This is a genomic window from Rathayibacter sp. AY1C9 (assembly GCF_002932315.1).
Classification (GTDB): Bacteria; Actinomycetota; Actinomycetes; order Actinomycetales; family Microbacteriaceae; genus Rathayibacter.
This window is the reverse complement of the sequence record NZ_PSVZ01000006.1, coordinates 51,464-74,751: the sequence shown is the minus strand read 5'-3', so window position 1 is coordinate 74,751 and position 23,288 is coordinate 51,464. Positions and strand designations below refer to the sequence as shown.

Sequence of the window (23,288 nt, the reverse complement as noted above, 5' to 3'; positions counted from 1 at the left end):
ATCCGTCACGGACGGCCCGTGTGCCCCCGCCTCACGGGCCCCGGGTGACGGATCGGTCCGCCGGAGCGAGGGCCCCGTCGACGAGTCCGACGACGCGGTCGGCGTCGGCCAGCACGGCGGGGTCGTGCGAGACGCAGACCACCGTCGCGCCGCGGTCCGCCTCCGCGCGCAGGACCGACCGGATCCGCTCCGCACTCGCCGAGTCGAGGCCGGTGGTGGGCTCGTCCAGGAGCAGCAGGCCGGCCCCGCGGGCGAGCCCCTGGGCGAGGAGCGCCCGCTGCCGCTGACCACCGGAGAGCACCGCGAAGGGCTCCCGGGCGAGCGCGGCGATCTCCATCCGCTCGAGCGCGGTGGCGATCGCGTCCGCCGCGCGCGCGTCGCTGCGGCGGAGGCGGCCGAGCCGACCCCAGGTGCCCACCGCGACCACGTCGCGCACCGTCACCGGGAGGCGGTCCGGGATCGACGCCCGCTGCGGCACGAAGGCGATCGCTCCGGTGACGTCCCGCGTGCCGGACGTCAGTGGACGCACTCCCGCGATCACCTCCAGAAGCGTCGACTTGCCGGCGCCGTTCGGCCCGGCGATCACGGTCAGCGAGCGCGCGGCGACGTCGAGATCGACCCCCGCGAGAGCGCGGCGGGAGCCGAAGTCGACGTGAGCGCCTCGGAGGCGGACCGGGGGCTCGGGCAGGGGTGAGACGTCCATCCCGACGAGCGTACAGGAGTGATAACTGTTCTCATTATCGTGTACGGTCGGGCACCATGCCCAGCCTCCTCGCCGGAATCCTCGAGCCGTTCGCTCTCGACTTCCTCCAGCGCGCCCTCCTCGGCGGCGTCCTCGTCGCGGTCCTCTGCGGCGTCGTCGGCACCTGGGTGGTCCTCCGCGGGATGGCCTTCCTCGGTGAGGCGCTCGCCCACGGGATGCTCCCCGGCGTCGCCCTCGCGACGGTGCTCGGCGCGCCCGTCCTCGTGGGCGGCGCAGCCAGCGCGGTGCTGATGAGCCTCGGCATCGCGGCCCTGCAGCGGCGCGGACGACTGTCCTACGACACCAGCATCGGCCTGCTCTTCGTCGCCATGCTGGCGCTGGGGGTCATCGTGATCTCGCACTCGGGCAGCTTCGCCACGGACGCGACCTCGATCCTCTTCGGCGACATCCTCGCGATCACCCTTGTCGACATCGGGCTGCTCGCCGCCGCCGCCGGAACCGGCCTCCTCGTCGCAGCGGCCTTCCACCGCCCGCTCGTCGCCCTGGCGCTGGATCCGCGCATCGCCGCGGTGCTCGGGCTCGGTCCGCGCTCGGCTCAGGCCGCGCTGGTCGGCCTGGTGACCCTCGCCGTCGTCGCCTCCTACCAGGCGGTCGGCTCGCTCCTCGTCGTCGGGCTCCTTGTGGCTCCCGCGGTGGCCGCCGGGCACTGGACCACCCGCATCCCGACCCGGATGCTGCTCGCGTCGATCCTCGGCGCGGCCTCCGTGCTCGTCGGCCTGCTCGTCTCCTGGCACGCGGCCACGGCCGCGGGCGCCTCGGTCGCCGGCACGGCCATCGCGGTCGCCGCGGTGTCCTGGGCGGTCCGCTCGGCCGCGTCGGCCCTCGCGTCCCGGTCGGGCCCTCAGCCGGTCGCCGCATGAGGCCCTGCCGGCACCGCTCCTCCCCCCGCTCACCCTCGAAAGGACTCCGTGCACTCCCGAACCACCGCCTCCACCGTCCTCCTGGGCGCTCTCGCGCTGGGCCTGGCCGCCTGCTCGACCGATGCCTCCGCGCCGGCCGCGGACGACACGGGCTCCGGCCACGGCGCCGTCGCGAACGCCGCCGAGCTCGCCGAGCCGCGCCTGGGGCTGACGTCGATCGACCCGTCGGGCGCCGTGTCGCACCTCGACCTCCTCGACGAGACGGTCACCGGCCTCGGCACCATCGGCGCACCGAGCGCGATGACGACCGACGGCCGCTACCTCTTCGCCCAGACCGATGCGGGCGTCGAGATGGTCGACAGCGGCGTGTGGACCTGGGACCACGTGGACCACTTCCACTACTACCGCGCGGACCCCCGCCTGATCGGCACGGTCGAGGGCTCCGGGACGGCCGTCGTCGCCACGACGAACCTCTCGACCACCGGCGGAACCGGACTCTTCTTCCCCGACTCCGGCGAGGCGGTCCTCCTCGACACCGAGGCGCTGTCGAAGGGGGCGATCGTCGAGCGGTTCCGGAAGGACGTCGAGCCCGGACCCGGGATGGTCGTGCCCGTCGGCTCGTCCGCACTGGTGACCGAGGGGTCCGGATCCGGAGCGGCCGTCGCCGGCTACGACTCGGACGGCGAGCCGACGGGCCTCCGCGAGGCCTGCCCCGACCCCGCCGGGACGATCACCACCCGCGTCGGCGCCGTCATCGGCTGCTCCGACGGCGCACTCCTGGCGTCGATCGAGGACGAGGAGCTCGTCGTCGAGCGGATCCCCTACCCCGCCGGCACCACCGCGCCACCCGCCGCCTCCTTCGACAACCGCGAGGGCCGCCCCACGGTCGCCGGCCTCGCCGGGGACGCGGGCATCTGGCTCCTCGACACCCGGGAGCGCTCCTGGAGCCTCCTCCCCTCTCCCGCCCCGCTGGCGCAGGTCACCGCGGTGGACGACGCGGACGAGACCGTCCTCGCCCTCGCCGCCGACGGCCGCGTGCTGGTTCTCGACGGCTCCGACGGTGCGGTCCTCTCCGAGACCGCGCCCCTCGTCGCGGACACGACCGCGGACGGCTCGCGGCCCGTCCTGATCGCCGACCAGCAGCGGGCCTACCTCAGCGCGCCCGCCGAGCGGAAGCTGCACGAGATCGACTACGCGGACGGCGCGCGCCTCGCCCGCACCTTCGAGACCGCCACCGAGCCGGCCTTCACGGCGGAGACGGGCCGATGAGGCGCCGCTGGGCCCTCGCGTCCGCCGCGGCGGTCCTGCTCCTGTCGGGCTGCACGTCCGCGGAGGAGGACGAGAGGCCCCTCGTCATCGTCTCCACCAACATCCTCGGCGACGTCGTGGGCGAGCTCGTCGGCGACGAGGCGCAGGTCGTCACGCTGATGAAGCCCGACGCCGACCCGCACTCCTTCGAGATCTCGGCGCAGGAGGCGGCGCGCCTGCGCTCCGCCGACCTCGTCGTCTCGAACGGGCTCGGACTCGAAGAGGGCCTGCAGCAGCACCTCGACGAGGCCTCCGGTGAGGACGTCCCCGCGTTCGTCGCCGGCGACGCCGTCGACGTCCTCGACTACAGCGAGGGCGACGCGGAGGGGAGCCCGGACTCGCACTTCTGGACGGACCCCGGCCGGATGATCGACGTCGTCGACTCCCTCGGGCCCGTGCTCGCCGCGCTCGACGGCGTCGATCCGGCCGCCGTCCGGGACCGGACGGCCGGCTACCGCGCCGAGCTCGAGCGGCTCGACTCCGAGATGGCCGCGGCGTTCGCCGCGATCCCCGCCGAGCGCCGCGCCCTCGTCACCAACCACCACGTCTTCGGGTACCTCGCCGACCGCTTCGACTTCGACGTCGTCGGCGCCGTCATCCCGGGAGGCACGACCCTCGCGGCGCCGTCCGCCTCCGACCTCGCCGATCTCGTCGACGCGGTCGAGCAGACCGGCGTCCCCACGATCTTCGCGGAGTCCTCGTCTCCCGACCGCCTGGTCCAGGCGCTCGCGAGCGAGGCCGACATCCGCGTGGAGGTGGTCGAGCTGTTCACGGAGTCCCTGACGGGGCCCGAGGGCGGCGCTCCCGACTACCTCGCCATGATGCGCGTCAACACGCAGCGCATCGCCACCGGGCTCTCCCCGTGAGCCCTCCGATCCACCACCAGGAAGAAGAAGCACCCATGCAGAATCCGCACGTCCGGCGGGCGGGCCTCGGCCTGATCGCCGCCTGCTCGATCACGGTCCTCGCGGCCTGCTCGTCGAGCTCGACCCCGGCCGCCGAGTCCTCGGCGTCCACCGCACCGGCCACCGAGGCCGCGGCGGCCGCCGGCGCCCGCGTCGCCGTCGCCTACGAGGGCGGCATCCTCGTCCTCGACGGCGAGACCCTCGAGACCGTCGCGGACATGGACTCCGAGGAGTTCACCCGCCTCAACCCCGCCGGCGACGACCGCCACGTCATGGTCACCATGAGCGAGGGGTTCCAGCTCCTCGACACCGCCGCCGGCACCGGCGGCGAGCCGGAGCTGACGGACATCGTCTTCCCCGCGGACACCCCGGGCCACGTCGTCCGGCACGCCGGGAAGACCGTCCTCTACGCCGACGGCACGAGCGACACGACCGTCCTCGAGACCGCCGACCTGGCGTCCTCGGACGGGATGCCCGAGACCGAGACCATCCCGGGAGTCGAGGCGCACCACGGCGTCTCGATCGTCCTCGAGGACGGCACCTTCCTCACCACGGTCGGTGATGCCGACGGGCGCAACGGCATCGAGGTGCGCGACGCCTCCGGCGCCGTGACGGCCACGAACGACCAGTGCCCCGGAGTCCACGGAGAGGGCACGGCCGAGAACGAGGTCGTCGTCTTCGGCTGCGAGAACGGCGCCCTGGTCTACGACGGCGGCGAGATCACGAAGCTCAAGGCTCCGGACCAGCCGTACGGCCGCATGGGCAACGCCTGGGTCAGCGAGACCAGCCCGATCATCGTCGGCGACTACAAGGACGACCGCGACGCCGAGGGCTACCTCCTGCACCGCGTGGCGCTGATCGACACCGAGGCGAAGACCCTCGACGTCGTCGACCTGCCCGAGGGCGTCGAGTACACCTTCCGCGGCGTCGCCCGCGGCCCCGACGACCTGGCGTACATGATCGCCTCGGACGGCGCGATCCACGTCCTCGACCCCGAGACCGGCGAGCTGACCGCCTCCTACCCCGTCGTCGACGCCTGGGAGAGCCCGGTCGAGTGGCAGGACCCGCACCCCGCGATCACGGTCGCCGGGGACATCGCCTACGTGACCGACCCGGCCGCCGACAGCATCCACGCCGTCGACCTCACCACGGGAGAGGTCGTCGCCACGGGCGAGCTCGACGTCACGCCGAACGAGATCGCCGTCGCCGCGAGCTGACCATCGGCACGGAGGAGGGGCGCGGGGCCGCGGGCTCCGCGCCCCTCCTGTTCACCTCGAGGGGCCAGGATCTCCGCATGACGACCGACTTCGATCTCGACCAGGTGGTGCGCGACGTGACCGCGAACGTGCGCAAGAAGTTCCCCGACCACTCCGAGGAGCAGGTCGCGCCGCTCGTGCGCGAGGAGCTCGCGGACCTGCAGGACCGGCCCGTGCAGGACTACCTGACGGTGCTCACGGAGCGAGCGGTCAAGCGCCGCCTCAAGCGCGAGGCGCGCGGGGAGTAGACCGGGTCAGGCGAGCGCCCGCTCGATCGACGCCCGCAGCGCCGGAGCCGGCCGGAGCGCGCCCGCCTCCTCCGCTTCGAGGAGCGCCTGCGCGTCCGCCGGGCTGTGCTCGCGGTACCAGCGGTCGACCGGGACGCCGTGCCCGGGCCGGCTCAGCACCTCGACGGCGTCGCCCGCCTCCACCGATCCGCGGTGCAGCACCCGCAGGTACGCGCCGGTGCGCCCCTCGTCGGCGAAGCGCTTCACCCACTGGGGCTCTCCGAGGGCCCGTTGGAACGTCGCGCACGGCGTCCGCGGCATCGTCACCTCGACCTCGACCGCCTCGCCGATCCGCCAGCGCTCGCCGATCACGGCTCCGCTCACGTCGAGGCCCGCGATCCGCAGGTTCTCGCCGAACATCCCCGCGGCCACCGGCCGCCCCAGGCGCTCCGCCCACCAGACCGCGTCCTCGTCGGAGTAGGCGTAGAGCGCCTTGTCGAGGCCGCCGTGGTGCGCGCGATCGGCCTGCACGTCGCCGTAGAGGCCTAAGTCGCGCACTCCGACGGGACCCTCGACCGGCCGCTTGTCGATCGCGGTCACGCCGACCGTGCCGGAGTCGGGCAGGAGGCGGGCGACGCGGCACACGGCGAGCAGGCGGGGCATGCCGCCATGGTGCCAGCACTAGGCTCGCCGCGTGCGCGACGCGACCGCTCCTCCCCGGCTCGACCCCCTCCTCCTCGACGGCCTCGCCGAGGGGTACGCCGGGGACACGGGCGCCCGGGAGCACGCCGAAGGACTGCGCTTCGCCGGCACCGACCTCACCGGCGCCGATCTCACCGCGGCCTCCTTCAGCGAGTGCGTGCTGGAGGGAGTGGTCCTGGACGGCGCCCAGCTGCGGGCCGCGTCGATCGCGGAGTCGCGGCTCGAGCGGCTGGACGTCCCCGGACTCTCGGCGCCGCGGAGCCGGCTCCGATCCGTCGAGCTGCTCGCCTCGCGGCTGGGCTCGGCCGAGCTCTACGAGAGCACCTGGGAGCAGGTGCGCGTGGCCGACTGCAAGCTCGGCTACCTGAACCTCCGCGGAGCCGCGGTGCGCGACGTGCTGCTCGAGCGCTGCACGATCGACGAGCTCGACCTGGCGGGTGCGACCGGCACGCGGCTGCGCCTGGTCGACTGCGACGTCCGCTCCCTCGATCTCTCCCGGGCCCGGATCGAGCACCTCGATCTGCGCGGCGCCGAGCTGCACGTGCTCACCGGGCTGGACGGCCTCCGCGGCGCCACCCTCTCCGAGCTGCAGCTCAGCCTGCTGCTGCCGCTGTTCGCGGAGCACTTCGGGGTGCGGGTGGGCTGAGCCGCCGGTCCGCCTAGCGCCGGCGGGCGATCAGCCGCGTCAGAGCGCGGCGGCCGAGGAGGAACACGGCCAGCACGACGGCCGTCACGATCACGAAGCTCCACTGCACGCCCTGCCCGGAGGCGATCCGCAGGAGCATCCCGCCCGCGACGGTCACCGCCCAGACGACGAGCCCGGCGGGCACGATCCGGTCCGGGGAGCGCCACGAGCGCGTGACGACCCAGCCGAGCAGGAGCGCCGCCAGGAACGGCCAGAGCGTGGTGAGCAGGCCGATCAGCGCCGACCCCTCGTCGTGGCTCCCGCGGCCGATCAGCACGAAGACCAGGACGAGCACGGCGTCGAGGGCGAGGCCGAGGCCCGCGTGCCGGGTCATGCGGGCTCCGTCACGAAGTCGATGAGCTGCTCGACCCGGCCCAGCAGCGCCGGCTCCAGGTCCTGGAAGGTGCGCACCCGGCCGAGGATGCGCTGCCAGGCGCGCGCGATGTCGGCCTGCTCCTCGTGCGGCCAGCCGAGCGCCTTGCAGATCCCGTGCTTCCACTCGGTTCCGCGAGGGATCTCGGGCCAGCGCTCCAGGCCGATCCGGCCGGGCTTCACGGCCTGCCAGACGTCGATGTAGGGGTGGCCGACGACGAGGACGTGGGCGCCGTGCGGACCGGCGGCGACCTGCTCGGCGATCCGCGACTCCTTCGAGCCGCGCACCAGGTGGTCGACGAGCACGCCGATGCGGCGCCCCGGACCGGGCCGGAACTCGCGCACCAGCTCGTCGAGGTTGTCGACGCCCTCGATGTACTCGACGACGACGCCCTCGACCCGCAGGTCGTGGCCCCAGACCTTCTCGACCAGCTCGGCGTCGTGCCGTCCCTCGACGTAGATGCGGCTGGGCAGGGCGACCCGCGCCTTCGCGTCGGCGACGTGGAAGGAGCCGGAGGCGGAGCGCGCGCGACCGAGGCCGGCGTCGCGCTTCAGCCCGGGCGCCTTCAGCGACACGGGCTTCCCCTCGAGGAGGAACCCGGGCCCCAGCGGGAACACGCGGACCTTGCCGAACCGGTCCTCCAGCCGCACCATCCGCAGCTCCACGCCGAGCACGGCACCCACGAAGCCGGAGGCGACCTCCTCGACCACCAGATCGCGCTCGGCCTCGACCACCGCCACCTCGACCCTGCCGCGGGCGCGCCAGTCGCCGGCGAGCACGTCCTGCCCGTACCTGTCCTCGTCCATCGCACCGAGGGTAGCCGGAGGCGCGCGGGGCGCCGCGCGGACACGGCGCATGCACCTCTGCTTACATGAGCAGATGACCGAGGACCTCGAACCCGCCGCCGAGCTCTTCAAGGTGCTGTCCTCCTCCTCCCGGCTGCGCCTGCTCCGGGCCCTCGCCGAGGAGACGTCGACGGTCGGGCGGCTGGCCGAGGTGACCGGGCTCTCGCAGCCGCTGGTCTCGCAGCACCTGCGGATGCTCCGCACCGCCGGGCTGGTCGCGGTCGAGCGCGTGGGCCGCGAGGCGCACTACTCCGTCGCCGACACCCACGTCACGCACATCGTCGACGACGCTGTCCGGCACGCCCTGGAGGGGTGACCTCCGATGATCGCTCTCGATTAGGCGCATCCATTGCAATGCGTTTATGGATCTGGTCGACTGGAGCCCGTCGCGTCCGCGGCCCCCGCATCCGGAAAGGCAGCACCATGAGCACCACCGATCTCCACGCCGAGCACCCCGTCACCGAGCACGGGCACGGCGAGGGCTGCGGCCACCCGGCCGTGCAGCACGAGGACCACGTCGACTACGTCCACGGCACGCACCACCACGCCCTGCACGGCGACCACTACGACGAGCACGAGTCGGAGGCCGAGCACTCGACCGCCGACCACGAGCACGGCGACGCCTGCGGCCACGAGACCGTGCAGCACGACGACCACGTGGACTTCGTCCACGACGGCCACAAGCACGCCGCTCACGCCGGCCACTACGACGAGCACTGAGGCCGTGCGCGACGGGAGGGCTCGCACCCTCCCGTCGGCGCTCAGCCCTGACGGGCCTTGAAGCGCGGGTTCAGCTTGTTGATCACGAAGACGCGGCCCCGGCGGCGGACCACCTGCGAGCCGGGCTGCGCCTTCATCGACCTGAGGGAGTTGCGGACCTTCACGGATGCTCCTGTCGTTAATGAGAACTGTTATCGATAGAGTAGCGGTCCATGGAGCCCCACCACCCCGCTGCCCCCGTCCTCGCCGTCACCCTCGTCAGCGCGACCGACCCCCAGGACGCCGGGCGGACCGCCGCGCTCCTCGCCGGCAGGCCCGAGTCCCGGATCGCCTTCGAGGTCGATCCGCCCGGCGCCGACGGTCCCGCTCTCGCCGAGGAGCTCCACCGGCGCCTCGCGGCCGACGCCGACGACGGCCACCGCGGTCACACGGTCGTCGCCCTCGATGGCCAGGCCGACCCGCTCGAGATCGGACTCGTGCTCGAGCACCTCTGCGCGCAGCGGCATCCCGCCGACACCCGCATCGCGATCCTCGACGTGGTCGCCGTGACGTCGACGGAGGAGATCCTGCGCGAGCTCTGCGGCGGCGCGGGCCCCTCCTTCGACTCGGCGGAGCGCCTCGCCGCCCGCCTGGAGTTCTCGAGCCTCGTCGCCCTCGCCGAGCCCCTCTCCGAGAGCGACCCCGAGCGGACCGCACTCGTCCGCGACCTCCTGCGAGCACTCGCCCCCACCGCCGATCTCCTCCCCGCCGGTGAGCTCCCGGCGGCGCCACGGAGGCTCCACCCCCGGCGCGCGCACGCGATCGCCTCCTCGATGGGCTGGCAGTGCGCCCTCAACGGGACCTCGCGGCGCCGCGCCTCGGGCACGACCGTCGAGGAGTTCGTGTTCCGCGATCCGCTGCCCTTCCACCCCGGCCGCCTGAGCACGGCGGTCCACGGGGAGCTGGTGGCGGAGAAGGTGGGCCGCATCCTCCGCTCCCGCGGCCTGGTGCGCCTGGCGACGCGCGCCGACCGGGTCGGCTCGTGGTCGGTCGCCGGCGACGTGCTGACGCTGGACCCGACCAGCCTGCTCAGCTGGGACGAGGACGCGCCTCTCGGCCAGGAGCTCGCCTTCTTCGGGACGGGCCTGGACACCGGGAGGCTGACCGCCGTCCTGCAGAGCTGCCTGCTCACCCCCGAGGAGCTGCTGGCCGGCCCCGCCGCCTGGGCGGAGTACGCGGACCCCTTCCCGCGCTGGGTGGACGAGCACCGGAACTGAACCGAGCGCCCTCCGTCGCGCGGGACTCGACGAGAGCGACCCGCCAAGGACACCATTAGGCGAATGGTCCTCCGAACGCGCCATCGGACTTCTGGAACCCGCCCGATCATTGATGATCTGCGATAACCCTGCAATTGTGACTGGTGTCAAAGATGACGTTGAGAGAAGGAGATGTTCTTGCCAGGCACCAGAAGATCGGTTCGAGCGCTGCTCATGGGCACCGTACTTTCTTTCTTTACAGATATGGCGACACCTGCGACGGCCGATCCGGGAGTCGTCACAGCGACCCGAACAGCAGAATCGACAATGCAATCTTTCGGCTTGCTCACGCCTATCGCCGCCTCCAGTGAACGCGCCGCTCGACTAAGCTCCGAATCAGAGCACCTGGAGCCGAGCTGCTCCCTCTCGACGAAGTCCGGCCTCACGGTCGAATACAGGAACCACAGCGTCGGCATCACTCCAGGAACCGCTGTCCGATCGGCGAGCGTCGGGCCTTCAGGCGCGCTCGTCTACAACATGAGCGACTCCTACGATTACGCGTTCACAGGGGCAGGCCATGTTCTCAATGCGGGCTTTGCTCTCATCAAGGACCAGGCAGCCCCATCTGATTACAGATTCGACGTGACCGTGGATGGAGAACCCGCCATCCTTGAGTTCATCGACCACTCGGTTGCGGTGAAGGATTCACACGGACGGACCGTCAACTTCATAAATCCGGCCTGGGCCTCAGATTCCACCGGCGCTCCTGTCAGGACCAGTTTCTCGATCGACGGCGGCACGCTGGTGCAGAGAGTGCATCACACGGGCGCATCCTATCCCGTGGTCGCCGACCCCAGCCTCGCCTGTGACATCGCATTCTGTACAATCATGCTCAACAGAACCGCGACGAAAACCGCGTCGCAATCTACCGCAGCAGCGGCAGGATTACTGTGCGGATCAATGACGGCCGCATTCGCCCCCCTCGGAGCGGTGTGCGGCGCTTACGGCGCCGTATTCCACGTCGCCGCAGTTCAAGCGAACAACTCTGGCCAGTGCCTCGGCGCACGCTACCTCACTATAGGTGGCTCTCTGCACCCGGTCATCCAGCGCTGTTAGAGCGCGCGAAGAACAGCGAAGGAGATTCAATGGCCTCTGATCACGATCTCAGTCGGGCGATGCGCCGAGAATTGCGCAATCCCATCCTTGGAGGATTGGCGCTTCTGCTGTTCGGCGGTACAGCGGTTCTATTGCTTCTGTTCTGGTTCACCGATGCACGCGCCGTTCTCACGCCCTTCGTCGGGCCTGGAACGGGACTGGTCCTCACTGCTTTTACCGTGGAGGTAGCTCGACGCGCTAGGAGGCGCATGCGCGCGGAGGAGCGGGAGAGCTGACCTCGGAGCCTCGATCGACGGAGATTCTCGTCGCGCCATTGAGCGGCGAAAATCTCCGTCGCCGGTGGAGGACATTCCGTGTCTGACCAGCCCGGCCGGTATACGCCAACCGGAGTCGAACGATCGGACTATCCAATTTGGGATGCAACCGACATCTACGGCAAACGATGAGTGATCGACGGAGGGGACGCAGCGCGGCCGTCCACCGTGCGGAGACGACGGGCGACCGCAGCGCCGACGGGCTCCGGGACGCACGGAGCCGACCGTGCGCCGGGAGTGTGACGCGCGGGGGCTCCCGCCGGGCGGCGGGTGGGTAGGCTGACCGGACAGCACGTGCTCCGGGGTCGGTGGGAATTCCGAACCGGCGGTCACAGTCCGCGAGCCGCAGCCCCTCGAGAGGGGCGGCGGTTGACCTGGTGGAACTCCAGGACCGACGGTGAAAGTCCGGAGGAGAGGCAGCACGAGCGTCGCGCATCACCGCGCGATGCTGAGCGACGGTGCCCGCGCACCGTCGATCGAGACCCCGGAGTTCGGCGACGAACGGAAGAACCGGGAATGACGATCGACTACGAGCACGCGATGCGCCGGGCGCTGGCGCTCGCCGAGCGCGGGCCCGCCCGCGGACCCAACCCGCGCGTGGGCTGCGTGATCCTCGCGCCCGACGGCATCGTCCTCGGCGAGGGCTGGCACCACGGAGCCGGCACCGCGCACGCCGAGGTCGACGCCCTGTCGCACGTCGCGCCGGGCGCCGCCGAGGGCGCGACGGCCGTCGTCTCGCTCGAGCCGTGCGACCACACAGGGCGCACGGGTCCCTGCAGCCGCGCCCTGATCGAGGCGGGCGTCTCCCGCGTCGTCTACGCCGTGCCGGACCCGGGCGAGCGCTCGGCCGGCGGCGGTCGCACCCTCCGCGAGGCCGGCGTCGAGGTGATCGAGGGCGTGCTCGCCGAGGAGGGAGAGCAGTTCCTCCACCCGTGGCTCACCGCGACCCGCCTGCACCGCCCCTTCGTCACGCTCAAATGGGCCTCGACCCTCGACGGCCGCACCGCGGCGGCGGACGGCAGCAGCCGCTGGATCACCGGAGCGGCGGCCCGGCAGCGCGTGCACGAGCAGCGTGCCGCGCACGACGCGATCCTCGTCGGCACCGGGACCGTCCTCGCCGACGATCCCGCGCTCACCGCCCGCGGCGACGGAGGCGAGCTCCTCGCCCACCAGCCGGTACCCGTCGTCGTCGGCACGCGCCCCGTGCCGCCGGGCGCCCGCCTGCACGAGCACCCCCGCGCCGTCGTGGTCGAGCGCACCCGCGACCTCGCCGCGGTCCTCGCGCACCTCTACTCCGCCGAGATCCGCAGCGTCTACGTCGAGGCCGGACCGACCCTCGCCTCCGCGCTCGTCGCCGACGGACTGGTCGACGAGTACCTCGTGTTCCTCGCGCCCGCGCTCCTCGGCGGCCCCCGCCTCGCGCTCGGCGACCTCGGCGTGGAGAGCATCGGCGGGGCCCGGCGCCTCTCCCTCCGCTCGGTCGAGATCCTCGGCGACGACCTCCTCGTGACCGCGCGCCCCGACGTCCTCCCCGCGGGCGGTGCCGGCACCCCGGCCCGCCTCCCCCACGCCCTGCAGATGGAGACCCACTGATGTTCACCGGAATCATCGAGGAGAAGGGCGTCGTGACCGCTGTCGAGGCGGGCGCCGACGCGATCCGCCTCAGCATCCGCGGGCCCCTCGCCGTCGAGGGCGTGCGGCACGGCGACTCGATCGCGGTCTCGGGCGTCTGCCTCACCGTGGTCGAGCACACCGACCAGGGCTTCACCGCCGACGTCATGGCGCAGACCCTGCGGATGTCGACCCTCGACACCGTGGGCGTCGGCGACCCCGTGAACCTCGAGCGCGCCGCGCTGGTCGGCGACCGGCTCGGCGGCCACATCGTCCAGGGCCACATCGACGGCACGGCGACGCTGCTCGCGATCGCACCGGGCGAGGCCTGGCGGGTGCTGCGGTTCTCGCTGCCGGCGGAGATCGCTCCGCTCGTCGTCGACAAGGGCTCGATCGCGGTCGACGGCGTCTCGCTGACCGTCTCGGCGATCAGCCCCGCCGCCGAGCCGGAGCAGTGGTTCGAGGTTTCGCTGATCCCCGAGACGCTCGCCGTCACCACGCTGGGCGCGCGCGCGATCGGCGATCAGGTCAACATCGAGACCGACGTCCTGGCCCGCCACGTCGAGCGGATGCTCGCGCTGCGCTCGATCGCGGAGGCCCGCTCATGAGCCTCGCCACCATCCCCGAGGCCGTCGAGGCGCTGCGCGCCGGGCGCCCGATCATCGTCGCGGACGACGAGGGCCGCGAGAACGAGGGCGACGTCATCGTCTCGGCCCAGCTCGCCAGCCAGGAGACGATCGCCTGGATGGTCCGCCACTCCTCCGGGTTCATCTGCGCGCCGATGACCAACGAGATCGCCGACCGCCTCGCCCTGCCGCTGATGGTGGTCGAGAACGAGGACCCGCGCGGCACCGCCTACACGCTGTCCGTCGACGCGGCCGACCGGCTCTCCACCGGCATCAGCGCCTCCGACCGCGCGCACACCCTCCGCGTGCTGGCCGACCCCGAGGCGACCCCGTCCCGCCTGAACCGCCCCGGCCACATCCTGCCGCTGCGCGCCGTCGACGGCGGCGTGCGCGAGCGCGACGGGCACACGGAGGCGGCGGTCGACCTGATGAAGCTCGCCGGCCTGTACCCCGTGGGCGCGATCTCCGAGATCGTCGCCGAGGACGGCGAGATGATGCGGCTGCCCGGGCTGATCGCTCTCGGCGAGCGCGAGGGCGTGCCGGTGACCACGGTCGCGGCCCTCATCGCGTACCTGCAGGAGTTCCACTGTGACGCGGAGGTGCCCGTCACGGTCGCGGTCCCGGAGAGCGCGCGCGTGAGCTTCGAGGTCGAGACCACGGTGCCGACCACCCACGGCCCGTTCCGCATCCGCGCCTACCGCGACCGGCAGACCGGAGCGGATCACGTCGCGATCCTCGCGGGAGAGGTCGCCGCGGGGCGGCCCGCACTGGTGCGCGTGCACTCCGAGTGCCTGACCGGCGAGGCGTTCGGCTCGCTGAAGTGCGAGTGCGGACCCCAGCTCGACGCCGCCCTCGACACGATCCAGCGGGACGGCGGCGTCGTCGTCTACCTCCGCGGGCACGAGGGCCGGGGCATCGGCCTGATCAACAAGCTGCGCGCTTACCGCCTGCAGGAGGACGGACTCGACACCCTCGACGCGAACCTCGCCCTCGGGCTCCCCGCCGACGCGCGGGACTACGGAGCGGCGGTCGGGATCCTCGAGGACCTCGGCCTCACCGAGGTGCGCCTGCTCACCAACAACCCCGAGAAGGTCCGCCAGCTCACCGACCGCGGCATCGTCGTCGCCGAGCGCGTGCCGCTCGTCGTCGGAATCGGCGCCTTCAACGAGGGCTACCTCGAGACCAAGCGCGACCGCATGGGCCACACCCTCGACAGCGTCCTCGACCACGACCCCCTCGACGCCGGGATCTCCGGCCTCGCCCTCGACGCCGGGATCGCCGGCGCCACCACGAAGGAGTAGCAATGGCCGGTAGCGGCGCCCCCACCACCTCCCCTCTCGACGGCGCGGGACTGCGCGTCGTCGTCATCGCGGGCACCTGGCACGAGCAGATCAGCGACGGCCTGATCGCCGGAGCGAGCCGAGCCCTCGACGAGGCCGGAGCGTCCTGGTCGCTCGTGCGCGTGCCCGGCTCGTTCGAGCTGCCCGTCGCCTCGAAGGCGGCCCTGGAGGCGGGGGCCGACGCGGTCGTCGCCCTCGGCGTGATCATCCGCGGCGGCACCCCGCACTTCGAGTACGTCTCGGACGCCGCCACCTCCGGGCTCACCACCGTCTCGATCCTGACGGGCAAGCCGGTCGGCTTCGGCGTGCTCACCCTCGACACCGAGCAGCAGGGCATCGATCGCGCGGGCCTTCCCGGCTCGAAGGAGGACAAGGGGCGCGAGGCGGCCGAGGCGGCGGTCTCGACCGCTCTGCTCCTCCGCTCGCTGCGCAGCTGAACCACTGCGGGCGGCCCCCGTCCTGGGGCCGCCCGCACACGAACCTGGGAGAACACGGAGTAAAGTGGTCGGGTCGTCACGAGCGACCCCTCTCTCCTCCCCCTCGCCCCAGCGGTCCGCGACGCCCGATCGACGCCCCGCCCCGCCGGCTCAGGGGGAGTCGCCGTCCACACGGAGCCTCTCCCTCATGTCTTCTCCCGCCGTCTCCGACGCGCCAGCAGCCGCCCCGCAGAACTCCCGCGGCCGCGTCATCCTCGCCAGCCTCATCGGCACCTCGATCGAGTTCTACGACTTCTACGCCTACGCGACCGCCGCGGTCCTGGTCTTCCCGTCGCTCTTCTTCGTCAACGAGGACCCGGCCACGGCCCTCCTCGCCTCCTTCGCCGTCTTCGGCGTCGCGTTCATCGCGCGCCCGATCGGGTCGATCATCTTCGGCCACTTCGGCGACCGCATCGGCCGCAAGGGCACCCTCGTCGCCTCGCTGCTCACCATGGGCGTCGCGACCTTCCTGATCGGCTGCCTGCCCACCGCGCTCACGCCCGGCTGGGAGTTCCTCGCTCCGTTCCTGCTCGTCGTGATGCGCTTCTGCCAGGGCCTCGGCCTCGGCGGCGAGTGGTCCGGAGCCGCGCTGCTCGCGACCGAGAACGCACCGGCCGGCAAGCGCGCCATCTACGGCACCTTCCCGCAGCTGGGCGCACCGATCGGCTTCATCGTCGCCAACGTCCTGTTCCTGGTGCTCGCGAGCACGATGAGCGACGAGACGTTCGCGGCCTGGGGCTGGCGCGTGCCGTTCCTGGCGAGCGCCGTGCTCGTGATCATCGGGCTCTACGTGCGGTTCAAGCTCGTCGAGACGCCCGCGTTCCAGAAGGTCGTCGAGAAGGGCGAGGTCGCCAAGCTGCCCCTCGCCCGCGTCTTCGTCACCAGCTGGCGCCCGCTCATCCTGGGCACCTTCATCATGCTGGCGACCTACGTGCTCTTCTACCTGATGACCACGTTCACGCTGACCTACGGCACCTCACCCGTCGACGGCGCGGTTCCGGGCCTCGGCTACACGCGCAACGACTTCCTCGTCATGCTGATCGTCGGCGTGGTGTTCTTCGGGATCTTCACGCTCGTCTCCGGCCCGCTCGCGGAGCGCTTCGGCCGCCGGCGGACGCTGCTCGTGGTGACCGCGGCGATCCTCGTGTTCGGCCTGCTCTTCGTGCCCCTGTTCAGCGCCGGCTTCGCGGGCGTCATGGCCGTCCTGATCCTCGGCTTCACGCTGATGGGCCTGACCTTCGGCCCGATGGGCGCCGTCCTCCCCGAGCTGTTCCCGACCAACGTCCGCTACACCGGCTCGGCGATGGCGTACAACCTCGCATCGATCCTCGGAGCGGCCCTCGCGCCGATCATCGCGGTCGCGCTCTGGAGGGCGGCGGGCGGCAGCACCGTGCTGGTCGGCCTCTACCTCAGCGCCGCGGCCGTGCTGACGCTGATCGCGCTCCTGCTCTCCAAGGAGACGAAGAACGCGTCGTACCACGACAACGTCTCGTAGGACTCCCTGCAGAGGACGGCCCGACGGGATCCCCCGGCGGGCCGTCCGCGTCTCCGCTCCCTCCCTGAGCACCGGGCCCGCCCTCTGGCGGCCTGCTCGCAGCGACGACGGGGCAGAATGGACGGCGATGAGCACCACCACCTCCCGGCGCGGCGGACGACGACCCTCCCGCGACGACGGACCCCGCGCCTCCTTCTCGCAGCTCGTGCCTTACCTGCTCGAGCACCGCGGCATCCTCTCGGTCGTCGTGGTCCTCAGCCTGTTCGGAGCGGCGGCGAGCCTCGGCCAGCCCCTGCTCGTCGGCCAGGTCATCACCCGGGTCCAGTCCGGTCTCGATCTCGGCCCGCTGGTGTGGGCCCTCGTCGGCCTGGTCGTGGCCTCCGGGCTGATCTCGGGCTTCGCGCACTACCTGCTCCAGCGCACCGGCGAGGGGATCGTGCTCTCGAGCCGCCGCCGCCTCGTCGCGCGGCTGCTGCGCCTCCCCATCCGGGAGTTCGACGCGCGCCGCACCGGCGACCTCGTCTCGCGCGTCGGCTCCGACTCCACGCTCCTGCGCGCGGTGCTGACCCAGGGGCTCGTCGACTCGATCGCGGGCTCCCTCGTCTTCGTCGGCGCGATCATCGCGATGGCCGTCATCGACTGGGTGCTGCTGCTGATCATCGTGGCGGTGGTGGCGGTGGCCCTCGGGCTCGCGCTGACCCTCGGCCGCGGCATCCGCACCGCCAGCCGCAAGGCGCAGGAGAAGGTCGGCGATCTGGCCGCGGCCGTCGAGCGCGCCATCAGCGCCGTCCGGACGATCCGTGCCGCCGGAGCCACCGATCGCGAGATCGCGGTCGTCGACCAGCACGCGACGGAGGCGTACCGCCTCGGGATCCGCGTCGCGCACGTCTCGGCCCTCGTGGTGCCGGTGGCGGGGATCGCCATGCAGGTCGCCTTCCTCGCCGTCCTCGGCGTCGGCGGCTACCGCGTCGCGTCCGGCGCGATCGACATCGCCCAGCTGGTCTCGTTCATCCTCTTCCTCTTCATGATGGTGATGCCGCTCGGCAACTTCATCGGCGCCATCACCTCGGTGAACTCGGCGCTGGGCGCCCTCGGCCGCATCCAGGAGATCATCGACCTGCCGATCGAGGGCGACGGCGACGCCTCCGCGGGCGGCCTCGGCGCCGGCGTGGCGGAGGAGGCCATCTCCTTCGAGGACGTGGTGTTCTCCTACGAGGAGGGCGCCGTGCCCGACGCGGCGGCCGTGGCGGACGAGCGCGACCGCACCGTCCTGCGCGGCGTCTCCTTCACCGTGCCGCGCGGCAAGCGCACCGCCCTGGTCGGGCCGTCGGGAGCGGGCAAGAGCACGATCCTCGCCCTCATCGAGCGGTTCTACGACCCGGAGGCCGGCGTCGTCCGACTCGGCGGTGTCGACATCACGGCCATCGACCGCGACGCGCTCCGCGCGCAGATCGGCTACGTCGAGCAGGACGCCCCCGTCCTGGCCGGCACCATCCGCGAGAACCTCGTCCTCGGCCGCCCCGACGCCGACGACGCCGACTGCCTCCGGGTGCTCGAGGCGGTGAACCTGACCGACGTGCTCGAGCGCAACCCGCTCGGCCTGCACGCGCCGGTGGGCGAGAGCGGAGTGATGCTCTCGGGCGGCGAGCGTCAGCGCCTCGCGATCGGCCGCGCGCTCCTGGCGGCCCCGCCGATCCTGCTGCTGGACGAGTCCACGTCGAGCCTCGACGGCCTCAACGAGCAGCGCCTGCGCCTGGCGATCGACGCGGTCGCCGAGAACCGGACCCTGCTGGTGATCGCGCACCGCCTGTCGACGGTGGTCGACTCCGACCGCATCGTCGTGCTGCAGAAGGGCGAGGTCGTGGGAGTCGGCACCCACTCCGAGCTCGTCGAGTCGACGCCGCTCTACCGGGACCTCGCCAAGCACCAGCTGCTCGTCTGACGGGCGCCGCAGCGGCGTCTCGCGACCGCCGCCGCCTCATGCCGGTCGACCAGCCGCGCAGCGGCGTCTCGAGACGCCCGCACGTCTCGACCAGCAGCCTGCGCCCGCTCGTCCCTCAGCGCGGCGGCAGCCGCAGGGCCCCGTCGAGCCGGATGGTCTCGCCGTTGATCATGGGGTTCTCGACGATGTGCCGCACCAGGGCCGCGAACTCCTCGGGGCGTCCGAGGCGGGCCGGATGCGGCGTCGCCGAGCCGAGCGCCTCGCGGGCCTTGTCCGGCAGCCCGGCGAGCAGGGGCGTGTCGAACGTGCCCGGTGCGATCGACACCACGCGCACGAGCCGGGCCGCGAGCTCGCGCGCGAGCGGCAGGGTCATCGCCGCCACGGCTCCCTTCGACGCGGCGTAGGCCGCCTGTCCGATCTGCCCCTCGAAGGCGGCGACGGAGGCGGTCGTGACCAGGACTCCCCGCTCCCCATCGATCGGCTCCCGCTCGGCGATCGACGCCGCGGCGAGGCGCAGCACGTTGAGCGTCCCGGTCGTGTTGATCCGCAGCACCCGGTCGAACTGCTCGAGCGGCAGCGGCCCGTCGCGTCCGAGCAGCCGCCCGGGTGTGGCCACGCCCGCACAGCTCACGGCGACGCGCAGCTCCCCCGCCGCCGCCACGGCGCGCGAGACGGCGTCCGGATCGAGGACGTCCCCGGCGATCAGCTGCACGGAGGCGGGCAGACGCGCGGCCTCCACCGCGTGCGGCAGGTCGAGCACGACCACGTGCGCTCCTGCGGCGTCGAGCGCCGTCGCCGTCGCGGCTCCCAGTCCGGATGCTCCCCCCGCGATCAGCGCGGACGTCCCCTCGAGTCGCACGGTCAGCCCGCCGGAGCGGGGGTGGAGTCGGCGTCGGGCTCGTCGGTCGGCTCGCTGCCGGGCTCCCCCGTCGGATCACTGCTCGGCTCTCCGGACGCGAGCGCCTGCGCCGAGCAGTCGGTCAGGGTGGCGTCGTAGGCGTCACGGGCGCGCTGCGCCGCCAGGCGGACCTCCTCCTCCGCAAGCGGGCTCGCGAGCGGCGGCCGGTCGCTCAGGCCGTAGCGGGCGAGGCAGTCGCTGATCAGGCGGGTCATGCGCGCGCCGCTCTCGGGATCGGCTGTGCCGGTGGGCGCCGGGGCGGCGGTCGCGACGGAGCCCGAGTCGCGCACGGACCCGTCCGGCACCTCCGCGGCGGGACCGGAGCAGGCGGTGAGGCTCAGTGCGAGCGCGACTCCGACGAGCAGCGCGACGGGCGGGCGGAGCGTCGTGCGCAGGAGCATGGACGACCTCGTTCGTGACGGCTGCGGGCAGGAGTGCGGCCACGGTAGCGCAGTCGATGCTTCCGGCGAGCGCTGGGCGCGCTCTCACGCCCCAGTGGCACCCCCAACGGGGCACAGGCGCGCCTGTCAGGAGGGCTCGGCGAGCGCCCACATCGCGACCGCCGACGCCGCAGCGACGTTGAGCGAGTCGATCCCGTGCCGCATCGGGATCTGGACGGCGACATCGGCGGCGGCGAGCGCGTCGGCGGTGAGACCCTGCCCCTCGGTGCCGAGCACGAGGGCGACGCGCTCCGGAGCGCGGGCGGCGAAGTCCCGCAGGGGCACCGCCTCCGGGGTCAGAGCCATCGCCGCGATCGTGAAGCCCGCTCCGTGCAGGAGCCGCTGCGTCGACGGCCAGTCGCCGACGCGTGTCCAGGGCACCTGGAGGACCGTTCCCATGCTCACGCGGATGGCGCGGCGGTAGTACGGATCGGAGCAGCGCGGCGTCACCAGCACGACATCGGCTCCGATGGCCCCGACGGAGCGGAAGATCGCGCCGACGTTCGTCGGGTCGACCACGTCCTCGAGCACGACGACGCGGCGCGCTCCCGCGAGCAGGTCGGACGGGTCGGGCAGCACGGGCCGGTCCATCGCCGCGATCAGGCCGCGGTGCAGGGTGTACCCGGTGAGCTCGGCCAGGAGCTCACCCGGGCCCGTGAAGACGGGGACGTCGAAGCAGCCGACCAGGCGCTCGGCCTCGCCTGCCGATCCGCCGAGGGCGAGCACCGAGCGCGGCCGGTGCCCGGCGGCGAGCGCACGCTCGAGCACGAGCGCCGACTCCGCGATGTACAGGCCGTGCGGGCCGCGGGCGTTCTTCAGCGCGACGTCCGTGGCGTGGGCGTAGTCGCGCAGCCTCGGGTCGTCGAGCGCGGTGACCTCGATCCGCTCCACCGGATCAGGCGAAGGGGTCGGGGGTGAGCGTGTACTTGGTGCTGAGGTACTCGTGGATCCCCTCGAGTCCGCCCTCGCGGCCGAGGCCCGACTGCTTCACCCCGCCGAAGGGCGCCGCCGCGTTCGACACCACGCCGACGTTGAGGCCCATCATCCCGGTGGCGAGCCGCTCGATCATCCGCTGACCGCGGGCGAGGTCGCGCGTGAAGACGTAGGACACCAGTCCGTACTCGGTGTCGTTGGCGAGCTCGACGGCGTCGTCCTCGTCGGTGAACGGCACGATCGCGAGCACCGGGCCGAAGATCTCCGTGCGCAGGATCTCGCTCTCCCGGTCGACCCCCGCGAGCACGGTCGGCCGGTAGAAGTGGCCGGCCCCCTCGATCCGATCGCCGCCGGTGAGCAGGCGCGCGCCGCGGGAGACGGCGTCCTCCACCAGCGCGGACGCCTTCTCGACCGCGCGCTCGTCGATCAGCGGGCCGATGGTCACCCCGTCCTCGGTGCCGCGGCCGACGCGCAGAGCGCGCACGCGCTCCACGATCCGCGCGGCGAACTCCTCGGCGATCGACTCGTGCACGAAGAAGCGGTTGGCGGCCGTGCAGGCCTGGCCGATGTTGCGGAACTTCGCGAGCATCGCGCCCTCGACCGCCCGGTCGAGGTCGGCGTCCTCGAACACGACGAAGGGCGCGTTGCCGCCCAGCTCCATCGAGGTCCGCAGCACGTTCTCGGACGCCTGCTGCAGCAGCGTGCGCCCGACGGGAGTGGAGCCGGTGAAGGACACCTTCCGCAGGCGGGGATCCGACAGGATCGGAGCCGACACGGCTCCCGCCGAGGACGTGGTGACCACGTTGAGTACGCCGTCGGGGAGCCCCGCCTCGGCGAGCAGCGCCGCGAAGGCGAGCGTGGTGAGCGGAGTGAGCTCGGCCGGCTTCACGACGACGGTGCAGCCCGCCGCCAGCGCCGGAGCGATCTTCCGCGTCGCCATCGCGAGCGGGAAGTTCCAGGGGGTGATCAGGTAGCAGGGGCCCACCGGGTGCTGCGAGACGATCATCCGGCCGCTGCCCTCGGGCGAGACACCGTAGCGTCCGCTGATGCGCACCGCCTCCTCGCTGAACCAGCGGAGGAACTCGCCGCCGTACACGACCTCGCCCCTCGCCTCCGCGACCGGCTTGCCCATCTCGAGCGCCATCAGGAGCGCGAACTCCTCGGTGCGCTCCTGCAGGAGGTCGAACGCCCGCCGGAGGATCTCGCCCCGCTTCCGCGGCGCCGTCGCGGCCCACGACGGACCGGCGGCGACGGCGGCGTCGAGCGCCCGGACCCCGTCCTCCGGAGTCGCGTCGGCGATCGAGACCAGGACCGCTCCGGTGGCCGGGTCCTCGACGTCGATCGAGCCGCCGCCGGAGGCGTCCACCCACTCACCGCCGATCAGCAGCTGCGTGGGGATGCGGGCGAGCAGAGCGGTCTCGGCGGCGCGGGACGCGACGGAATCAGTCACAGGAGGGAACCACTTCTTCGGATCGGAGCGCGCAGACCGCGCCGGGAGGAGCTTCTCGTCCTCCCAGTGTAGGACGGGCGATCGCTCCGGGGGCGGGGTCGCCGGGAGCCGCGAGGACCTGCGCCTCCGTGAGCCCTGTGGAGGGACGAGCCCTCAGACGGACCGCTCGACGCGGACTCCCGCCTCCGTCAGCTCGCGCAGCGCCGCGGCACTCGCCTCCTCGGAGACGCCTGCGACCAGGTCCTGGAGCACGCGGACCTCGAGCCCCGCCCGTCGCGCGTCGAGCGCCGAGGCGCGCACGCAGTGGTCGGTCGCGAGTCCCACGACGTCGAGCGCAGTGACGCCCCGCTCCGCGAGCACGGCGCCGAGCTCCTCGCCCGCCTCCGTCGTGCCCTCGAAGGCCGAGTAGGAGGGGCGGCCCTGCCCCTTGAGGATCTGCACGTCGATCAGAGCGGTGTCCAGTGCCGGGTGGAACCGCGCGCCGTCCGTGCCGGCGACGCAGTGGACGGGCCAACTGTCGACGAAGTCCGGCTCCACCGCGAAGTGGCCGCCGTTGTCGGAATCGCCCTCGTGCCAGTCGCGGGAGGCCAGCACCGCGGAGTAGCGGTCGGCGTGCGCCGCCAGATGCTCGGTGATTCCCCGGGCGACGGCCGCGCCGCCTGTGACGGCGAGCGCGCCGCCCTCGGTGAAGTCGTTCTGCACGTCGACGATCAGGAGTGCGGTGGTCATCGTGGGCCTTCCGGGAGGAGGTGGCGAGGAGGAGCGGGA

At 72.7% G+C, this 23,288-nt stretch carries 27 protein-coding genes and 1 riboswitch; of the genes, 17 read left to right on the top strand and 10 right to left on the bottom strand.

The window, feature by feature from the left end; all coding sequences use genetic code 11:
• Positions 1-31: 31 nt before the first annotated feature.
• Positions 32-703, bottom strand: coding sequence for a zinc ABC transporter ATP-binding protein AztA (gene aztA, locus C5D09_RS06545; protein WP_104262877.1), 672 nt, complete (start codon positions 701-703; stop codon positions 32-34).
• Positions 704-759: 56 nt separating this feature from the next.
• Here aztA and aztB point away from each other — a divergent pair, with 56 nt between their 5' ends.
• The 5 genes from aztB (at position 760) to C5D09_RS06520 (ending at position 5,340) form a co-directional block, all read left to right on the top strand.
• Positions 760-1,623 (top strand): zinc ABC transporter permease AztB, encoded by an 864-nt coding sequence (gene aztB, locus C5D09_RS06540; protein ID WP_104262878.1) that lies wholly within the window; start codon positions 760-762, stop codon positions 1,621-1,623.
• A 48-nt stretch (positions 1,624-1,671) separates the two neighbouring features.
• The gene (locus tag C5D09_RS06535; RefSeq protein ID WP_104262879.1) at positions 1,672-2,892 is read left to right on the top strand and encodes an ABC transporter; all 1,221 of its coding nucleotides are present in this window, start codon (positions 1,672-1,674) and stop codon (positions 2,890-2,892) included.
• Positions 2,889-3,797, top strand: a complete 909-nt coding sequence (gene aztC / locus C5D09_RS06530) for a zinc ABC transporter substrate-binding protein AztC (RefSeq protein ID WP_104250617.1) — start codon at positions 2,889-2,891, stop codon at positions 3,795-3,797. The genes C5D09_RS06535 and aztC overlap by 4 nt, the downstream gene beginning before the upstream one ends.
• Before the next feature lie 35 nt (positions 3,798-3,832).
• The gene (gene aztD / locus C5D09_RS06525) at positions 3,833-5,053 is read left to right on the top strand and encodes a zinc metallochaperone AztD (RefSeq protein WP_104268886.1); all 1,221 of its coding nucleotides are present in this window, start codon (positions 3,833-3,835) and stop codon (positions 5,051-5,053) included.
• 77 nt (positions 5,054-5,130) lie between these two features.
• Positions 5,131-5,340 (top strand): three-helix bundle dimerization domain-containing protein, encoded by a 210-nt coding sequence (locus C5D09_RS06520; protein ID WP_104262881.1) that lies wholly within the window; start codon positions 5,131-5,133, stop codon positions 5,338-5,340.
• Positions 5,341-5,346: 6 nt separating this feature from the next.
• On the opposite strand, the gene C5D09_RS06515 is transcribed toward C5D09_RS06520, so the two are convergent.
• Positions 5,347-5,982, bottom strand: coding sequence for an MOSC domain-containing protein (locus C5D09_RS06515; protein ID WP_104255826.1), 636 nt, complete (start codon positions 5,980-5,982; stop codon positions 5,347-5,349).
• A 31-nt stretch (positions 5,983-6,013) separates the two neighbouring features.
• Between C5D09_RS06515 and C5D09_RS06510 the strand changes: the two genes are divergently transcribed.
• A complete protein-coding gene (locus C5D09_RS06510; RefSeq protein WP_104233714.1) occupies positions 6,014-6,667 on the top strand; it encodes a pentapeptide repeat-containing protein in 654 nt (217 codons plus the stop codon).
• A gap of 13 nt (positions 6,668-6,680) precedes the next feature.
• On the opposite strand, the gene C5D09_RS06505 is transcribed toward C5D09_RS06510, so the two are convergent.
• Positions 6,681-7,040 (bottom strand): DUF3054 domain-containing protein, encoded by a 360-nt coding sequence (locus tag C5D09_RS06505; RefSeq protein WP_104233715.1) that lies wholly within the window; start codon positions 7,038-7,040, stop codon positions 6,681-6,683.
• Positions 7,037-7,885: a DUF3097 domain-containing protein gene (locus C5D09_RS06500; RefSeq protein ID WP_104268885.1), complete on the bottom strand. Its 849-nt coding sequence runs from the start codon at positions 7,883-7,885 to the stop codon at positions 7,037-7,039. Before C5D09_RS06500 ends, C5D09_RS06505 begins: the two co-directional genes overlap by 4 nt.
• A 73-nt stretch (positions 7,886-7,958) precedes the next feature.
• Between C5D09_RS06500 and C5D09_RS06495 the strand changes: the two genes are divergently transcribed.
• Together C5D09_RS06495 and C5D09_RS17800 are read left to right on the top strand one after the other, a co-directional pair.
• The gene (locus C5D09_RS06495; protein ID WP_104222235.1) at positions 7,959-8,240 is read left to right on the top strand and encodes a helix-turn-helix transcriptional regulator; all 282 of its coding nucleotides are present in this window, start codon (positions 7,959-7,961) and stop codon (positions 8,238-8,240) included.
• Positions 8,241-8,347: 107 nt separating this feature from the next.
• On the top strand, positions 8,348-8,644 hold the full coding sequence (locus tag C5D09_RS17800; protein ID WP_104247339.1) for a hypothetical protein: 297 nt from the start codon (positions 8,348-8,350) through the stop codon (positions 8,642-8,644).
• 41 nt (positions 8,645-8,685) lie between these two features.
• Here C5D09_RS17800 and ykgO read toward each other — a convergent pair whose 3' ends face one another.
• A complete protein-coding gene (gene ykgO, locus C5D09_RS06485; protein ID WP_104226896.1) occupies positions 8,686-8,808 on the bottom strand; it encodes a type B 50S ribosomal protein L36 in 123 nt (40 codons plus the stop codon).
• 48 nt (positions 8,809-8,856) lie between these two features.
• Here ykgO and C5D09_RS06480 point away from each other — a divergent pair, with 48 nt between their 5' ends.
• From C5D09_RS06480 to C5D09_RS06450, 9 genes are all read left to right on the top strand, one after another.
• Positions 8,857-9,900: a GTP-binding protein gene (locus C5D09_RS06480; RefSeq protein ID WP_104262882.1), complete on the top strand. Its 1,044-nt coding sequence runs from the start codon at positions 8,857-8,859 to the stop codon at positions 9,898-9,900.
• Between the two features lie 177 nt (positions 9,901-10,077).
• Positions 10,078-10,995 (top strand): hypothetical protein, encoded by a 918-nt coding sequence (locus tag C5D09_RS17110; RefSeq protein ID WP_146085615.1) that lies wholly within the window; start codon positions 10,078-10,080, stop codon positions 10,993-10,995.
• A gap of 29 nt (positions 10,996-11,024) precedes the next feature.
• Complete coding sequence (locus C5D09_RS17105) at positions 11,025-11,270, top strand: hypothetical protein (protein WP_146078468.1); 246 nt, start codon at positions 11,025-11,027, stop codon at positions 11,268-11,270.
• A 331-nt stretch (positions 11,271-11,601) separates the two neighbouring features.
• Positions 11,602-11,734, top strand: a riboswitch (FMN riboswitch).
• A gap of 91 nt (positions 11,735-11,825) precedes the next feature.
• Positions 11,826-12,902 carry a bifunctional diaminohydroxyphosphoribosylaminopyrimidine deaminase/5-amino-6-(5-phosphoribosylamino)uracil reductase RibD gene (gene ribD, locus C5D09_RS06475; RefSeq protein WP_258066929.1) on the top strand — a complete coding sequence of 359 codons (1,077 nt, stop codon included), beginning with the start codon at positions 11,826-11,828 and terminating at the stop codon, positions 12,900-12,902.
• Positions 12,902-13,528 (top strand): riboflavin synthase, encoded by a 627-nt coding sequence (locus tag C5D09_RS06470; protein WP_104268884.1) that lies wholly within the window; start codon positions 12,902-12,904, stop codon positions 13,526-13,528. The genes ribD and C5D09_RS06470 overlap by 1 nt, the downstream gene beginning before the upstream one ends.
• Positions 13,525-14,847, top strand: a complete 1,323-nt coding sequence (ribA, locus tag C5D09_RS06465) for a GTP cyclohydrolase II (protein WP_104247336.1) — start codon at positions 13,525-13,527, stop codon at positions 14,845-14,847. The genes C5D09_RS06470 and ribA overlap by 4 nt, the downstream gene beginning before the upstream one ends.
• 2 nt (positions 14,848-14,849) lie before the next feature.
• On the top strand, positions 14,850-15,323 hold the full coding sequence (gene ribH, locus C5D09_RS06460; protein ID WP_104250609.1) for a 6,7-dimethyl-8-ribityllumazine synthase: 474 nt from the start codon (positions 14,850-14,852) through the stop codon (positions 15,321-15,323).
• A 187-nt stretch (positions 15,324-15,510) separates the two neighbouring features.
• The gene (locus C5D09_RS06455; protein WP_104268883.1) at positions 15,511-16,857 is read left to right on the top strand and encodes an MFS transporter; all 1,347 of its coding nucleotides are present in this window, start codon (positions 15,511-15,513) and stop codon (positions 16,855-16,857) included.
• A 127-nt stretch (positions 16,858-16,984) separates the two neighbouring features.
• Positions 16,985-18,799, top strand: a complete 1,815-nt coding sequence (locus tag C5D09_RS06450; protein WP_104233721.1) for an ABC transporter ATP-binding protein — start codon at positions 16,985-16,987, stop codon at positions 18,797-18,799.
• 115 nt (positions 18,800-18,914) lie between these two features.
• On the opposite strand, the gene C5D09_RS06445 is transcribed toward C5D09_RS06450, so the two are convergent.
• The 5 genes from C5D09_RS06445 to C5D09_RS06425 all read right to left on the bottom strand — a co-directional run bounded on the left by C5D09_RS06445 (position 18,915) and on the right by C5D09_RS06425 (position 23,249).
• Positions 18,915-19,658, bottom strand: a complete 744-nt coding sequence (locus C5D09_RS06445; protein ID WP_104268882.1) for an SDR family oxidoreductase — start codon at positions 19,656-19,658, stop codon at positions 18,915-18,917.
• Between the two features lie 2 nt (positions 19,659-19,660).
• Positions 19,661-20,098: a hypothetical protein gene (locus C5D09_RS06440; RefSeq protein WP_104233723.1), complete on the bottom strand. Its 438-nt coding sequence runs from the start codon at positions 20,096-20,098 to the stop codon at positions 19,661-19,663.
• A gap of 126 nt (positions 20,099-20,224) precedes the next feature.
• The gene (locus C5D09_RS06435; RefSeq protein WP_104268881.1) at positions 20,225-21,028 is read right to left on the bottom strand and encodes an RNA methyltransferase; all 804 of its coding nucleotides are present in this window, start codon (positions 21,026-21,028) and stop codon (positions 20,225-20,227) included.
• Positions 21,029-21,032: 4 nt separating this feature from the next.
• Complete coding sequence (locus C5D09_RS06430; protein ID WP_104260349.1) at positions 21,033-22,520, bottom strand: NAD-dependent succinate-semialdehyde dehydrogenase; 1,488 nt, start codon at positions 22,518-22,520, stop codon at positions 21,033-21,035.
• A gap of 153 nt (positions 22,521-22,673) precedes the next feature.
• Positions 22,674-23,249, bottom strand: a complete 576-nt coding sequence (locus tag C5D09_RS06425; protein ID WP_104262888.1) for an isochorismatase family protein — start codon at positions 23,247-23,249, stop codon at positions 22,674-22,676.
• Positions 23,250-23,288: the final 39 nt, after the last annotated feature.